A 13,540-nucleotide genomic window follows, 5' to 3' on the forward strand; every position below is an offset into this window, starting at 1 on the left:
GGAGGAATTGAATTCATAGCACTTCGATCTCGCCTTCGAAGACGGTGACGGCGGGGCCGGTCATCAGCACCGGCTGGCCCAGTCCCTGCCATTCGATGGTGAGCATGCCGCCGCGCGTCTGCACGTCGACCCGCGCATCGAGCAGACCCAGGCGGATACCGGCGACCACGGCCGCGCAGGCGCCGGTGCCGCAAGCCAGGGTTTCGCCGGCGCCGCGCTCGAACACGCGCAGCCGCACATGGCTGCGGTCCTGCACCTGCATGAAACCGGCGTTGACGCGCTGGGCAAAGCGCGGATGGTTTTCGATCAGCGGGCCCTGCTCGCCCACGGGCGCCGTGTCGACGTTGTCGACCAGCTGCACCGCATGCGGATTGCCCATGGACAGCACCGCCACCGACACGATCGCGCTGTCGGCATGGGTGCCCAGCGCCAGGTGCCACTGGTGCCAGCCGCCCATCGACACTGGGCGGAGGCCCGCGGCGTCGAAAGGCACGCGCTCGTTCTCGAAAATGGGGGCGCCCATGTCGACCGTGATCCGGCCGTCAGCGCCCATGCGCGGCTCGATCACGCCCGACAGCGTCTGCACTCGCACCGCGTCCTTGGCGGTGAGGCCATGTTCGCGCACGTAGCGCATGAAGCAGCGCGCGCCGTTGCCGCACTGCTCGACCTCGCCGCCATCGGCGTTGTGGATCACGTACTGGAAGTCGACGCCGATGGCCGGCGAGGGGCGCACGCTCAGGATCTGGTCGGCACCGACGCCGAAATGGCGATTGGCCAGAAAACGGTACTGCTCGGCGGAAAGCCCGAGCGGGGCGGCCGTTTCGTCCAGCACGACGAAATCGTTGCCGGCGCCCTGCATCTTGGTGAAGTGGACACGCATGGAGCCGATTATCCGTGCCCGAGCGTGCGCCCTGCCCTCACAGGCCCTTTTCCACCATCTCCAGCAAGCGCCGGCCCAGCGCCTCGGTTTCCTTGCGCGGCATGCCGGCCAGCGGCCCGTCGATCACCAGCAACGCCAGGCCATGCACCGCCGACCAGGCCAGGTATTCGGCGCCGGCCCGATGGGCGGGGGCCAGCACACCGGCTTCGACCATGCGGTCCAGCGCCGTCCCCAGCATCTGGAAGGGATGGAGACCGGCGGGGCCGGCCTTGGCCGAATCCGCTTGCTCGGTGATTTCCACGGCTTCGGGCGGCGCAAAGCCGGCGCGAAAGAGGCCGGTTTCTTCCTGGGCAAAGCGCAGGTAGGCGGCACCGACCGCGCGCAGGCAGTCGCGCGCATAGGCGGCCGAGTTGCGCGCGCGGCGCACGCCGGCCACTTCGCGCTCCATCGCCTGGGCGAGGGCCGACAGCGCGGCCATGCGCACCGCGTCGAGCAGCGCCTGCCGGCTGGCGAAGTGCCGGTAGGCCGCATTGGGCGCCACGCCGGCACGCCGCGTGGCCTCGCGCAACACCACCGCCTGCGGGCCGCCGGCGCGCGCCAGTTCGATGCCCGCCTCGAGCAAGGCGCGGCGCAGGTCGCCATGCCTGTAGGTGGCGCGCGCGGGCACGCCTTGGTCTTCTGATGGAACTCTCACAAATTTTTCTCCCCGCATGTGGACAGTGTCCATTATTGCTGCTATTGTTTGTGGACGGTGTACACAAATACCCGTGGATTCCAACTTTCATCGTTCATCGTTCATCGTTCATCGTTCATCGTTCATCGTTCATCGTTCATCGTTCATCGTTCATCGTTCATCGTTCATCGTTCATCGTTCATCGTTCATCGTTCATCGTTCATCGTTCATCCAAGGAGTTTTTCATGCTGGTTCAGCCCTATCTGTTCTTCGAAGGCCGCTGCGAGGAAGCGCTCGAGTTCTACAAGAAGGCGCTCGGCGCGCAAGTGACCATGCTCATGCGCAACAAGGACAACCCCGAACCCGAGGGCAACAAGATGCAGATGCCGCCGGGCACCGAGAACAAGGTGATGCACTGCGAGTTCAAGATCGGCGAGACGACCTTGATGTGCTCCGATGGCTTCTGCCGCGGCGCCAGCGCTTTTCAGGGCTTTTCCCTGGCGATCTCGGTGGCCGACGCAGCCCAGGCGCGCAAGGCGTTCGACGCCCTGAGTGAAGGCGGCAAGGTGGACATGCCGCTGGCGAAGACCTTCTTCTCGGAGAGCTTCGGCATGCTGACCGACAAGTTCGGCATCGGCTGGATGCTGCAGACGACGCCCAAGTAACGCGCCTTCCCGGCCGCCGGGCATTGCAAATTCCGGTACGGCGGGGCTCGCACGCGAACCATCGTTTGCGTCCGCCCCCGCCCGCGTTGGGCAATTGCGACGCCTGTGCGCCAAAGCTTTGGGCGCGCGGCCCGGGCGGTATAACCTCCCGCGGTTCGATAATCAACGCATGGTCCGCCCCTCCCAACAGCTTTACCCCGCACGCGAGCCGGTGCCCACGCGCGCTGCAGCCACCGTGCTGCTGCTGCGCGACGGGCCCGAGGGCCTCGAGGTGCTGATGACGCGGCGCTCCGAGAATGCGAACTTCGCCCCTGGCGCCTATGTGTTTCCCGGCGGCACCATCGATGAGGCGGACGCGCACGCGCGCGCCATCTCCACCCGCCGCCGCACCCAGAGCCGGGTGCAGCTCACCCAGGCCATCACCGCGGTGCGCGAAACTTTCGAAGAGCTGGGCGTGCTGCTGGCGCACCGTGCCGACGGCACCCCGGTGAGCGCCGCCGAGGTGGCTGCCATGGACCGCTTCAGCGGCAACGCCTTCTCCTTTGTCGAGCAATGCGCCGCCCGTGGCCTGCGCCTGGCGACGGACCAGGTCTACACCCTGGCGCACTGGATCACCGACCGCGACCTGCCCAAGCGCTTCGACGTGCCTTTCCTGGTGGCGCGCATGCCGGCCGACCAGGTGCCGGCGTCGGACGACGCCGAGCAGTTCGAGCCCTGCTGGGTGCGCCCGGCCGACGCCCTGGCGCGTCATGCAAAGGGGCGCTTCTTCATGATCTTTCCGACCTTGCGCACGCTCAAGCGGCTCACCGTCTTCTCCAGCGTGGAGTCGGTGCTGCAGCTGTGCGCGCAAGAAAAGCCGCTGTGGACCAGCTGTCCGCGCGGCGGCCAGCTGGACGGCCAGGAAGTGCGCTACATGGAGCATGAAGCGCCCTACGGCGAGCTGGCCCTGGTCTGCCCGGACGGCCAGCTCGTGCACGCGCTCGACTGGCAGCACACCGAGCCGGTGCCGCTCTTGAAGAACGTGCAGCGGCTCACCGCAGGCAACCCTTCGGCCATGACCGGCCCGGGCACCAACAGCTACGTGGTGGGCGATGCCAGCACCGGCTACATCGTGATCGATCCCGGCCCGGCCGATTTCGACCATGTGGGGCGCCTGTGGCGTGCGACGAACGGCGACATCCGCATGATCGTGTGCACGCATTCGCATTCCGATCATTCGCCCGGCGCGCAGCCGCTGCAGGCGCTGTGCCCGCACAAGCCGCCGATCCTGGGCCTGCCCTCGGCGCCCACGGCGCGCCCGCCCGCCCGCTTCGTGCCGAATCGCGCCCTGCAGGACGGTGAAAGGCTGGTGCTGAGCGGCATCGATGCGGCGAGCGGCGAGCCCATCATCCACACCCTGCGTGTGATCCACACGCCGGGCCATGCGGCCAACCACCTGTGCCTGCTGCTGGAAGAAGATTCGCTGCTGTTCTCGGGCGACCATGTGCTCAATGGCAGCACCACGGTGGTCGATCCGCCGGACGGCAACATGACCGAGTACCTGGATTCGCTCGACCTGCTGGACGAGACCTGCGCCGAAGCCGGCATCGAATTCATCCTGCCCGCGCACGGCTACGTGCTGGGCGACGCGCGCGGCGCCATCGCCAAGCTCAAGGCGCATCGGCTGCAACGCGAATCCAAGATCGCCCGCGCCATGCGCAAGCTCCCCTCCGGCACGCCGGAAGACTGGCTGGCGATCGCCTACGACGACGTGCCGCAGCAGCTGTGGCCCGTCGCGGCACGCTCGCTGGCGGCGCATGTCGAGCGCATCCTCGAGCTCGCCTCGAGGCCGGGCGCCCTGCCCTCCGCACTGTCGACGCTATGAACGCCGGTGAGACAGAAGGGGTACGCCTCGCCAAGCGCGTGGCGGCCCTGGCGGGATGTTCGCGGCGCGAAGCCGAGCTGCTGATCGAGAACGGTGCGGTGCGCGTGGACGGCGCCGTCACCCTGCTGCCGCAGTCGCGCGTGCTGCCGGCCCAGGAAGTCAGCATCGAACGGGGCGCGCGGCCGGTGGCGGTGCCGCCCGTCACCCTGCTGCTGCACAAGCCGGCCGGCCTGCGCCTGGAAGATGCGGCGGCGCTGCTGGTGCCGGCCAACTTTCGCGCCACCGGCCACGGCGCCGAGAAAACGCCGCTGCCGCGCCACCTGAGCGGCCAGCGCTGCATGACGCCGCTGGATCGCGAAGCCAGCGGCCTGCTGATCTTCACGCAGGAGTGGCGGGTCGAGCGCAAGCTGCAGGAAGACGCCGCCTACATCGAGCACGAGGTGATGGTGGACGTGTCCGGCCCAGTCACGCCGCAGCAGCTGGCGCAGCTCGACCGCACGCCGGCGCGCGTCAGCATCGGCCGGCAAAGCGCGGCCAGCACCGGCCTGCGCTTTGCCATCAAGGGCCTGGTGCCGGGCCAGATCGCGAAGATGTGCGAGCGCGCCGGCCTGGTCATCGAGGCGATGAAGCGCATCCGCGTCGGGCGCGTGCCGCTGGCCGGCTTGCCGGCCGGGCATTGGCGCTACCTGCGCCCCGACGAACGCGTCTAGAAAAAATGTGTGAAGCGCGCCTGTACGCCGGATTCTGTGCACCGGGGTTGCCCCCGGCGTGACCGCCATTACTCTGGGCCGCCGGTCGCCCGGACGGCTCGATGCCACCTACCCGCCAGCTCAGCGGAACCACCTCGAAACTGGCCTACTTGGTGTTGCTGCGCGCAGAGATTGCCCGTTTCACCCGACGGCAGGTTGCCCCGCCGCCGACTCGTCTCTGTTGCTCTGATCCTCACCTCGCGATGGAGAGCCGTTAGCTCCTGCGCCGTCCTGTGCAGTCCGGACGTTCCTCCAGTGCGGCCTTTCGGCCCGACGCAAGCGTCGGCTTTTCAGCTTGCACCAGCGGCGGTCCGGCGTGCTTCACGCTTCGATTATCGCCACAATGCACGCTCTTTGACGGAGAACGCATGAAAGCCCAGAGCATCCTCGAGACCATTGGCGCCACGCCGCACATCCGCTATCAGCGCCTGTTCAAGGGCGCGAGCCAGCAGGTCTGGATCAAGTCCGAGCGCGCCAATCCGGGCGGCTCGATCAAGGACCGCATCGCCCTGTCGATGGTGGAAGATGCCGAGAAGTCCGGCGCGCTGCAGCCCGGCGGCACCATCGTCGAGCCCACCTCGGGCAACACCGGCGTGGGCCTGGCGATGGTGGCGGCCGTCAAGGGCTACAAGCTGGTGCTGGTGATGCCCGACTCGATGTCGGTGGAGCGCCGCCGCCTGATGCTGGCCTATGGCGCCACTTTCGAGCTGACGCCGCGCGAGAAGGGCATGAAGGCATCGATCGCCCGCGCCGAGGAAATCGTGGCCACCACGCCCGGCGCCTGGATGCCCCAGCAGTTCAACAATCCGGCCAATGTCGAGGTGCATGTGCGCACCACGGCCGAGGAAATCGCCGCCGACTTCCCCGAAGGTGTCGACGTGCTGATCACCGGCGTGGGCACCGGCGGCCACATCACCGGTTGCGCCCAGGTGCTGAAGAAGAAGTGGCCCCAACTGCGGGTGTTCGCGGTCGAGCCCACCGCCTCGCCCGTGATTTCCGGCGGCCAGCCCTCGCCGCACCCGATCCAGGGCATCGGCGCCGGCTTCATTCCAAAAAACCTGGACACCCAACTGCTCGACGGCGTGATCCAGGTCGAGGCCGAGGCCGCCCGCGAGATGGCGCGCCGCTGCGCCCGCGAGGAAGGCGTGCTGGTCGGCATCTCCTCCGGCGCCACCCTGCAGGCCATCGCGCAGAAGCTGCCGGAACTGGCGCCCGATGCGGTGGTGCTGGGCTTCAATTACGACACTGGCGAGCGCTACCTCTCGGTCGACGGCTTCCTCCCCACCTGACCCCGGCCAAGTAAAATCGCGGGCTCCTTCCCGAACTGCCCGATAAATACGGGCCGCTTCGCCATGATCCGCGTCTCCGAACTCAAGCTTCCGCTCGACCACCCGCCCGAGGCCCTCACACAGGCCATCGTGGGCGTGCTGCGTCTTTCTTCGCCCTCCGACATCGCCAGCCACAAGGTCTACAAGCGCAGCTTCGATGCTCGCAAGGCCGAGCTGCAGCAGGTTTACATCGTCGATGTACAGCTCGCCGACCCGTCGCGCGAGGCGGGCGTGCTCGAGGCCCTGGCCGGCAAGCCGCATGTGCAGCCCGCGCCCGACATGAGCTACCGGCTGCCCGTGCAGACCGACGACGCGCAGCACCCGCGCCCGGTGGTCGTCGGCTTCGGCCCCTGCGGCATCTTTGCCGCGCTGCTGCTGGCGCAGATGGGCCTGAGGCCCATCGTGCTGGAGCGCGGCAAGACGGTGCGCGAGCGCACCCGGGACACCTGGGGCCTGTGGCGCAAGGGCGTGCTCAACCCCGAGTCGAACGTGCAGTTTGGCGAAGGCGGCGCCGGCACCTTCTCGGACGGCAAGCTCTACAGCCAGATCAAGGACCCGCGCTTCCTCGGCCGCAAGGTGATGGAAGAGTTCGTCAAGGCCGGCGCACCGCCGGAGATTCTGTACGTGGCCCATCCGCACATCGGCACCTTCAAGCTGGTGAAGGTGGTGGAGAACATGCGCGAGCAGATCGAGGCGATGGGCGGCGAGATCCGCTTCCAGCAGCGCGTGACCGACGTGCACATCGACCACGGCCATCTGCGCGGCCTGACCGTGCTCGACCACCGCACTGGCCAGTCGAGCGAGCTGCGCGCCGACCACGTGGTGATGGCGCTGGGCCACAGCTCGCGCGACACCTTCGAGATGCTGCATGCGCGCGGCGTGAGCATCGAGGCCAAGCCCTTTTCCATCGGCTTTCGGGTCGAGCATCCGCAGGGCCTGATCGACCGCGCCCGCTGGGGCCGCCATGCCGGCCACCCGCTGCTGGGCGCGGCCGACTACAAGCTGGTGCACCATGCGAGCAACGGGCGCTCGGTCTACAGCTTCTGCATGTGCCCGGGCGGCACGGTGGTGGCCGCCACCAGCGAGCCGAACCGCGTGGTCACCAACGGCATGAGCCAGTATTCGCGCAACGAGCGCAACGCCAATGCGGGCATCGTGGTGGGCATCGATCCGCGCGACTATCCGGAAGGCCCGCTGGCCGGCATCGCCTTCCAGCGCCAGCTGGAATCCAATGCCTTCGTGCTGGGCGGCGGCGACTATCGCGCGCCGGGGCAACTGGTGGGCGACTTCGTTGCCGGCAAGCCCTCCACCGAATTCGGCGAGGTCCTGCCTTCCTACAAGCCGGGCGTGAAGCTGGGCAACCTGCACGAGGCGCTGCCGGCCTATGCCATCGAGGCGATGCGCGAGGCCTTTCCGGCCTTCGGCCGCAAGGTCAAGGGCTTTGACTGGCACGACGCGGTGCTGACCGGCGTGGAAACGCGCACCTCATCGCCGATCCGCATCGGGCGCGACGAGAGCCTGCAAAGCCTCAACGTGCGCGGCCTCTATCCGGCTGGCGAAGGCGCCAGCTATGCCGGTGGCATCCTGTCGGCCGGCGTGGACGGCATCAAGGTCGCCGAATCGGTGGCGCGCCAGATGATGGGCGCTCGCAGCGCGGAGGTTGCCGAATGAGCAGCCGCGCGATGCATTTCCCACGCCCTACTGCCACGCAGTTCGCGCTGGGCATCGCCGCCATGGTGGTGGTGGTCCTGGCCTCCAACTACCTGGTGCAGTTCCCCATCAACGACTGGCTGACCTGGGGCGCCTTCACCTACCCTGTGGCCTACCTGGTGAGCGACCTGATCAACCGCCGCTTCGGCCCCGGCCTGGCACGCCGCGTGGCCTGGCTGGGCTTCGCGGTGGCGGTGGCGGGCTCGCTGGCGCTGGCGCCGGTGCGCATTGCCGCCGCTTCCGGCCTGGCCTTCATCGCTTCGCAGCGCTTGGACATCGGCATCTTCCATCGCCTGCGCCGCGGCAATTGGTGGCGCGCGCCGCTGGTGGCCACGGTGATCGCCGCCGTGCTCGACAGCATCGTGTTCTGGGGCATCGCCTTTGCCGGCACCGAGCGGCCCTGGCTCACCTGGGCGCTGGGCGACCTGGCCGTGAAGCTGGCCGTCGGCGTGTTCATGCTGCTGCCCTTCCGGCTGCTGATCGGGCGCACGGCGGCCGATCGCAGCAACCCCGCCCAACCCGGCACCGCCTGAGCGGCCCGGCCTTCTCAACAACAAGACATTCCTCACCTCGACTCCCGATGACCGACGTTACCGACACCGCCGCCGAGGCAATCCCCGCTCCCACAACGGACGCTTCGTCCCCGCAGCAACCCGAGCAGGCATCGCGCCGTTCGCGCGGCCGCGGCGGTCGCGGCGGTCGTGGCAAGAGCCGCCCCGAAGACCAGCCAGCCCAAGCCCCGATGGCCGACGCGAAAGCCGACGCCAAGGGCAAGGCGCCCCGCAAGCCGCACCCGGCGCTGGAAAAGCTGTTCGAGCTCTACCCGGGCCTGTTTGGCGCGCGCTTCCTGCCGCTCAAGCGCGGTGTGTACGAAGACTTGATCGCGCGTCACCCCGAGGCGTTCAAGCCCGAAGAGCTGAAGCTGGCCATGGGCCTGCATGCCCGCTCCACCCGTTATCTGGAATGCGTGGCCGCCGGCCATCCGCGCCATGACCTGGACGGCCAGGTGGTGGAACCGGTGGCGCCCGAACACGTGCACCACGCCATCCTGGAGCTGTTCCGCCGGCGCCAGGGCCGCACGAGCGACGACCTGGGCCCGCAGCTGCGCAAGCGCATCGCTGCGGCCATTGAGGACTCCGGCCTGCCGCGCGAGGATTACGCGGCGCTGGTGCGCTCCGCACGCGACGAGGCGGCCAATGCCGCGCTGGACGACGCCGTGGCCGAGCTGGCCACCCAGGCCGCCAAGCGCGAGGCGCTGCTGCGCGCCTTCGATGCCAGCGGCAAGAGCGAGACGGAATTTGCCGAGATGTACGGCATGAGCCACTCGGAAGTGGCGCGCAACCTGAAGCGCGCGCGCCAGGACAAGGCGCCCAAGGCCGACGCGCCGGCGGCCTCGTCTTGAAGGCTACTTGAGCGGCAGCGCCACCGCCCGGTCCACCGGGACGGCCGTGACCGAATTCTTGGGCGAGCCCTCGATCAGCTGGTCCGAGTAGGTCAGGTAGACCAGCGCGTGGCGCTTGGCGTCGACCATGCGCACCACGCGCAGGCGCTTGAACATCACGGACTGGCGCTCGCTGAAGATCTCTTCCTGCTTCGGCAGGGGCTGCGGCACGTTGATCGGACCGACCTGGCGGCAGGCGATGGACGCTTCCGCCTTGTCTTCGGCCAGCCCCAGCGCGCCGGATACGCCGCCGGTGCGGGCCCGCGAGACGTAGCAGGTGACGCCGCTGACCTTGGGGTCGTCATAGGCCTCGACCACCACCTTGTGGTCCGGGCCGATGAACTTGAAGGCCGTGTCGACATCGCCGATCTTCTCGGCCTGGGCCAGCGCGGGGCCCAGCGCGGCGAGGATCAGCCAGTAGGCCCGCCACATCAGCGCGCGTTCTGCAATGCCGCGATGCGCTCTTCGATCGGCGGGTGCGTGGCAAACAGCTTGCCGATGCCGCCGGTGATGCCCATGGCTTCCACCGACTTGGGCAGCTCGCCGGCCGGCAGGCCGCCCAGGCGCGCCAGCGCGTTCATCATCGGCTGCTTCTGGCCCATGAGCTGCGCTGCGCCGGCGTCGGCGCGGAACTCGCGCTGGCGCGAGAACCACGCGACGACGATCGCTGCGGCAAAGCCCAGCACGATGTCGAGCACCACCGTGGTCACGAAGTAGCCAATGCCCGGGCCCGAATTTCCGTTGTCGTTGCGGCGCAGGAAGCTGTCGACCGCATAGCCGATCACGCGCGACAGGAACACCACGAAGGTGTTCATCACGCCCTGGATCAAGGTCATGGTCACCATGTCGCCGTTGGCGATGTGCGCCACCTCGTGGCCGATCACCGCCTCGACTTCATCGCGCGTCATGTTTTGCAGCAGGCCGGTGGAGACCGCCACCAGGGCGTTGTTCTTGAAGGCGCCGGTGGCGAAGGCGTTGGGATCGCCTTCGAAGATGCCGACCTCGGGCATGCCGATGCCGGCCTTGTCGGCAAACTTGCGCACCGTGCCGACGATCCATGCCTCGTCGGGCGTCTGCGGGTTGTCGATCATGTGCAGGCGCGACGTCCACTTGGCCATCCGCTTGCTGATCAGCAGCGAGATGATGGCGCCGCCAAAGCCCATGATCAGTGCGAAGCCGAGCAACGCGCTCAGGTTCAGGCCGTTGGCCGTGAGGTAGCGGTTGACGCCCAACAGGCTGGCGACGACGCCCAGCACGGCGACCACCATGACGTTGGTCAGGACGAACAGAAGAATGCGTTTCAAGTTGATATCTCTTTTTCTCCCACCCTTGCGAGTGAGAACGTGGGTCTAGGGACTCTCAACTCTAGTCAAACCGCTAGAGTGGCCCGGGCGCTAGTTGTTGTCTTCTGGTCCCGCCGCCGAGGGAGAGATGGAGGCAATCGTTAATGTAATCAAGCCCCCTTGACCCAGGCTTAAGGCCCCGAGCGGCCCCAGGGAATCCACCGAGGGCGGAAATAGAAGCGGCGGGCAACCGAGGTCTGCCCGCCGTCATAGAATCCCAGGTAGCCGATCCCAATGTCGGCTACGTGCGGACTACGGTGTTGTGATGGTTCTTTTCAGCATCGCTCCCTTCCGCATGAAATAGCTCACAGGCTGAGCGTCCTCGCCGGACATAGTTGGAAAAGAAGGGCCGGACGGTGGTACGTCCGGCCCTTCGCCGTTTGGGTTCACAGGTCCTGGCCCAACGAGGTGATGAACGAGCAGAGGCGCGCTGCCTCCTCGCGGTTCATGTCCCGAGGGATGACGATTTGGGCCAAGAACGATGGCCGAAGCGGGAACGGCATTACTAAGCTGCCTGCCGAAACTGCGCTTGCGGATTGAGCGGGCTTCGCCTGCACGTCGATGACTTCCAGCGACGAGTTGGAGTTCATCGGCATTGCCGGCTCGTAAGTGTCCGCCTGCTTCTTTTTCGGCTTGTCCTGCGACTTGGCCGAAGGCACCCGGGCCGAAATCCCCTTGTACTTGGTCGGGTCGTCTTGGTATTTCTTGAACTCGTTGAGCGCGATAACGAGGCGCCCCTGATAGGTCTTCAACGAATCGGGCGAGAGCGCGCTCGGATTCCGATTGTTGAACATGCGGACCTCGGTCACCACGTCGATGGCGGACAGGTCGTCCTCCGGACCGTAGGTTTCCAGAATCTTGCTCACGGCAGCTTTCCAGCTATTGCCGGTGGCGGCCTTCACCAAGCCTTTGTCGATGCCAAAGGTGATGAACCGAAGCAGATTGGTCTTGTTAAGGGCTTGCATGGCGCCATTATGCATCCCTTGCCATCTCGTGCAAGTTTTTTCTTCTTGTACCAGAAAATATCGGAATTCCAATAAGCGTTTCCAGATAGACAGCCGCAAAGATAGCCGAAACAACGAACCGCAGTAGATACCGCAACGCTAGATGGTGTGTCTAGCGAAACAGTAGCTCATTGGGATTGCCGAATCTTCCAGCGCGATCTAGTCGGAAAGTCGCCGCCGAATACCCGCGAGCGCATCGAATATCGCTCGTAGAGGCCACTACAAGTTGGCTAATCGCTCCATCCGGGCCAGCATTTCCTCGGTTCGCTTCACCGGGCTTCCAGCCGATTCGATGATTCGTTCCGCCTCGCGGGCAGCTTCGTCAGCGGTTAGGTAGTTGAGCGGCATGGCTAGCCCTCGGCGTCAAGAATCTGCTGGAGCCGTACCCGCTCGGCGGCGTTAAGCGGTTCGTTCAGGCCGGGGGGCACCTCTCCCGCGCCCGGTACTCCATTGAGCCGCGCGTAGGGGAGTACGTGGGCGAGGATCACCTGCCATGAAGTGCTGGAGAAATTGACATATTGAGGTTGGGTCTCGCCGGGCACGTAGGGGCCGCCGTGCCGAGTTCGCCCGATGCGAGGCGGCGCTCATAGTCCGCGAGGTCATCCCGGTAGGGCTTCGCCTCTGCCGCTATCGCCTCGGGGGACGACACTGCCCGCCGCCCTGTAGTTGGAGAGGAAACGTCCATCGCGCCTACGAGCATTCGATTCGTCCCGCCCTTGACGCCTTCCCAAAGGCGCTCGGCCAGGCGCAGGTAAGGCGTCGTGTCGTCGATGTGTTCGCCGGGGGCGGCGGCGAGGATGGAGGTCTTCGTGAGGTGGATCTTGGGGGTCGAGGCGGGCATATAGACGGGCTCTAGAAGCTGTAGAAAGTTGCGGGAATCAAGCGCATCGCCTGATGTACAACTTTCGTGTCCATTCCCCTCAACAGGGGTCGTGATTGAGCAGCTAGAGAAAGCGCCACACCACAGTACTTACTGCTCCAAGTTGGAATCTCCGTGGAGCAATGTGCAGTTCAGATGGGGGCCGGTCGGGCAGCTTCAAGCCGAACGTGAACGCAGGTGCTGGCGGGTTGTTCTTTCTTCTGGCGCCCTGCGGGGACGAAAAACGTCCGAATCATCATAAAAGGAAAAGTTCTCGTTATCGCGGCACCAGCCGGGGATTCCCAGAACAGGCAAGGGGGCGAAGGGCTTGCTGGCAAGCCAGCGGCGGTCGATGGCCTCGGCCCAGGCCCCGTCATGCAAGTCGGCGCTCGCATCGGCGCGGGATGGCAGTCCCGGCGGCGCCAGCAGAACATGCGCCGTCAGCGCCTTGCGCGGCGAAGTCGCCAGCTTTTCCAGGAGGGCATGGCCGAAAACGACGATGCGCGCCCCATGCCACAACTGGCGCTGCGTGACGAAGAGCGATCGCCAATCACGCGCCAGCAGCGCTTCGCAGAGGGGCGCCGGCCCGTCCAGCAAGGCACCGTTCTCGTCGAACAAGGTCAGCGCGTCACGCAGCGGCCCGCGTGAGGCACCGATGCCGGCGCGCGCGATCTCCTCGGCCTGCAGCACGTTGAGCCGCCGCTTGAGGTGCGCAAAGGTGAGCCACACCAGGCCGTTGAGCAGGTCATGCAGGTTGTGGCGGCTGGGCACGCAGGCGCTGCGGGCAATGAAGGCTTCATAAGCTTCGCCGGGCGGCGCGCTGTCGGGCGCCACGAAGCGCAGGGGCCCAGCTGACAGCTCGATCGGCGATGGCCGGCCCGCCAGCGCCTGGTCGACAGCCGCCCCCTGCGCCAGCGCCGCAAACAAGGGTGGCGCCGTGCCGGCATAGGGCGCCCACCAGGGCTGCCGTAGGTCCGGCAGCGCCAGCGGGCTCATTGGATAACCTCCGCCCTGCGGGCTGCGG

The 13,540-nt window shown here is 66.8% G+C and carries 15 protein-coding genes and 1 other RNA gene; 7 read left to right on the top strand and 9 right to left on the bottom strand.

The window, feature by feature from the left end:
- Positions 1-13: 13 nt before the first annotated feature.
- Complete coding sequence (dapF, locus tag ACIPRI_RS24700; protein WP_446624151.1) at positions 14-880, bottom strand: diaminopimelate epimerase; 867 nt, start codon at positions 878-880, stop codon at positions 14-16.
- Between the two features lie 37 nt (positions 881-917).
- The gene (locus tag ACIPRI_RS24705; protein ID WP_446624152.1) at positions 918-1,592 is read right to left on the bottom strand and encodes a TetR/AcrR family transcriptional regulator; all 675 of its coding nucleotides are present in this window, start codon (positions 1,590-1,592) and stop codon (positions 918-920) included.
- Between the two features lie 206 nt (positions 1,593-1,798).
- On the opposite strand from ACIPRI_RS24705, the gene ACIPRI_RS24710 reads away from it, so the two are divergent.
- The 3 genes from ACIPRI_RS24710 (at position 1,799) to ACIPRI_RS24720 (ending at position 4,792) form a co-directional block, all read left to right on the top strand.
- Complete coding sequence (locus ACIPRI_RS24710) at positions 1,799-2,218, top strand: VOC family protein (RefSeq protein WP_446624153.1); 420 nt, start codon at positions 1,799-1,801, stop codon at positions 2,216-2,218.
- A 169-nt stretch (positions 2,219-2,387) separates the two neighbouring features.
- Entirely contained in the window at positions 2,388-4,082 is a 1,695-nt protein-coding gene (locus tag ACIPRI_RS24715; RefSeq protein WP_446624154.1) for an MBL fold metallo-hydrolase, read from the top strand.
- Positions 4,079-4,792: an RNA pseudouridine synthase gene (locus ACIPRI_RS24720; RefSeq protein WP_446624155.1), complete on the top strand. Its 714-nt coding sequence runs from the start codon at positions 4,079-4,081 to the stop codon at positions 4,790-4,792. The genes ACIPRI_RS24715 and ACIPRI_RS24720 overlap by 4 nt, the downstream gene beginning before the upstream one ends.
- A gap of 7 nt (positions 4,793-4,799) precedes the next feature.
- Here ACIPRI_RS24720 and rnpB read toward each other — a convergent pair.
- An RNA gene (gene rnpB, locus ACIPRI_RS24725) (RNase P RNA component class A) lies at positions 4,800-5,154 on the bottom strand.
- Positions 5,155-5,199: 45 nt separating this feature from the next.
- Here rnpB and cysK point away from each other — a divergent pair.
- The 4 genes from cysK to ACIPRI_RS24745 all read left to right on the top strand — a co-directional run bounded on the left by cysK (position 5,200) and on the right by ACIPRI_RS24745 (position 9,271).
- The gene (cysK, locus tag ACIPRI_RS24730) at positions 5,200-6,120 is read left to right on the top strand and encodes a cysteine synthase A (RefSeq protein WP_446624156.1); all 921 of its coding nucleotides are present in this window, start codon (positions 5,200-5,202) and stop codon (positions 6,118-6,120) included.
- A 63-nt stretch (positions 6,121-6,183) separates the two neighbouring features.
- On the top strand, positions 6,184-7,830 hold the full coding sequence (locus tag ACIPRI_RS24735) for an NAD(P)/FAD-dependent oxidoreductase (protein WP_446624157.1): 1,647 nt from the start codon (positions 6,184-6,186) through the stop codon (positions 7,828-7,830).
- Entirely contained in the window at positions 7,827-8,402 is a 576-nt protein-coding gene (locus tag ACIPRI_RS24740) for a VUT family protein (protein ID WP_446624158.1), read from the top strand. The genes ACIPRI_RS24735 and ACIPRI_RS24740 overlap by 4 nt, the downstream gene beginning before the upstream one ends.
- A gap of 209 nt (positions 8,403-8,611) precedes the next feature.
- Positions 8,612-9,271 (top strand): ProQ/FINO family protein, encoded by a 660-nt coding sequence (locus tag ACIPRI_RS24745; protein ID WP_446624159.1) that lies wholly within the window; start codon positions 8,612-8,614, stop codon positions 9,269-9,271.
- 3 nt (positions 9,272-9,274) lie between these two features.
- Here the strand turns inward: ACIPRI_RS24745 and ACIPRI_RS24750 are convergent, their stop codons facing one another.
- From ACIPRI_RS24750 to ACIPRI_RS24775, 6 genes are all read right to left on the bottom strand, one after another.
- Entirely contained in the window at positions 9,275-9,742 is a 468-nt protein-coding gene (locus ACIPRI_RS24750) for a CreA family protein (RefSeq protein ID WP_446624160.1), read from the bottom strand.
- Positions 9,742-10,614 (bottom strand): protease HtpX, encoded by an 873-nt coding sequence (gene htpX, locus ACIPRI_RS24755; RefSeq protein WP_446624161.1) that lies wholly within the window; start codon positions 10,612-10,614, stop codon positions 9,742-9,744. The genes ACIPRI_RS24750 and htpX overlap by 1 nt, the downstream gene beginning before the upstream one ends.
- Positions 10,615-11,039: 425 nt before the next feature.
- A complete protein-coding gene (locus ACIPRI_RS24760; RefSeq protein ID WP_446624162.1) occupies positions 11,040-11,618 on the bottom strand; it encodes a hypothetical protein in 579 nt (192 codons plus the stop codon).
- Between the two features lie 258 nt (positions 11,619-11,876).
- Positions 11,877-12,005 (bottom strand): hypothetical protein, encoded by a 129-nt coding sequence (locus ACIPRI_RS24765; protein ID WP_446624163.1) that lies wholly within the window; start codon positions 12,003-12,005, stop codon positions 11,877-11,879.
- Between the two features lie 136 nt (positions 12,006-12,141).
- Positions 12,142-12,498: a hypothetical protein gene (locus tag ACIPRI_RS24770; RefSeq protein ID WP_446624164.1), complete on the bottom strand. Its 357-nt coding sequence runs from the start codon at positions 12,496-12,498 to the stop codon at positions 12,142-12,144.
- A gap of 195 nt (positions 12,499-12,693) precedes the next feature.
- Complete coding sequence (locus ACIPRI_RS24775; protein WP_446624165.1) at positions 12,694-13,512, bottom strand: DUF3025 domain-containing protein; 819 nt, start codon at positions 13,510-13,512, stop codon at positions 12,694-12,696.
- Positions 13,513-13,540 lie beyond the last annotated feature (28 nt).

It is taken from the genome of Variovorax sp. LARHSF232 (assembly GCF_052871435.1).

Excerpts from the sequence above, each read along its gene's own strand:
- ACIPRI_RS24770 (WP_446624164.1), bottom strand. The coding sequence starts at position 12,498 with ATGCCCGCCTCGACCCCCAAGATCCACCTCACGAAGACCTCCATCCTC.
- ACIPRI_RS24740 (WP_446624158.1), top strand. The coding sequence starts at position 7,827 with ATGAGCAGCCGCGCGATGCATTTCCCACGCCCTACTGCCACGCAGTTC.
- ACIPRI_RS24720 (WP_446624155.1), top strand. The coding sequence starts at position 4,079 with ATGAACGCCGGTGAGACAGAAGGGGTACGCCTCGCCAAGCGCGTGGCG.
- ACIPRI_RS24715 (WP_446624154.1), top strand. The coding sequence starts at position 2,388 with ATGGTCCGCCCCTCCCAACAGCTTTACCCCGCACGCGAGCCGGTGCCC.
- ACIPRI_RS24710 (WP_446624153.1), top strand. The coding sequence starts at position 1,799 with ATGCTGGTTCAGCCCTATCTGTTCTTCGAAGGCCGCTGCGAGGAAGCG.
- ACIPRI_RS24735 (WP_446624157.1), top strand. The coding sequence starts at position 6,184 with ATGATCCGCGTCTCCGAACTCAAGCTTCCGCTCGACCACCCGCCCGAG.
- ACIPRI_RS24760 (WP_446624162.1), bottom strand. The coding sequence starts at position 11,618 with ATGCAAGCCCTTAACAAGACCAATCTGCTTCGGTTCATCACCTTTGGC.
- dapF (WP_446624151.1), bottom strand. The coding sequence starts at position 880 with ATGCGTGTCCACTTCACCAAGATGCAGGGCGCCGGCAACGATTTCGTC.
- ACIPRI_RS24705 (WP_446624152.1), bottom strand. The coding sequence starts at position 1,592 with ATGCGGGGAGAAAAATTTGTGAGAGTTCCATCAGAAGACCAAGGCGTG.
- ACIPRI_RS24745 (WP_446624159.1), top strand. The coding sequence starts at position 8,612 with ATGGCCGACGCGAAAGCCGACGCCAAGGGCAAGGCGCCCCGCAAGCCG.
- ACIPRI_RS24765 (WP_446624163.1), bottom strand. The coding sequence starts at position 12,005 with ATGCCGCTCAACTACCTAACCGCTGACGAAGCTGCCCGCGAGGCGGAA.
- ACIPRI_RS24775 (WP_446624165.1), bottom strand. The coding sequence starts at position 13,512 with ATGAGCCCGCTGGCGCTGCCGGACCTACGGCAGCCCTGGTGGGCGCCC.
- cysK (WP_446624156.1), top strand. The coding sequence starts at position 5,200 with ATGAAAGCCCAGAGCATCCTCGAGACCATTGGCGCCACGCCGCACATC.
- ACIPRI_RS24750 (WP_446624160.1), bottom strand. The coding sequence starts at position 9,742 with ATGTGGCGGGCCTACTGGCTGATCCTCGCCGCGCTGGGCCCCGCGCTG.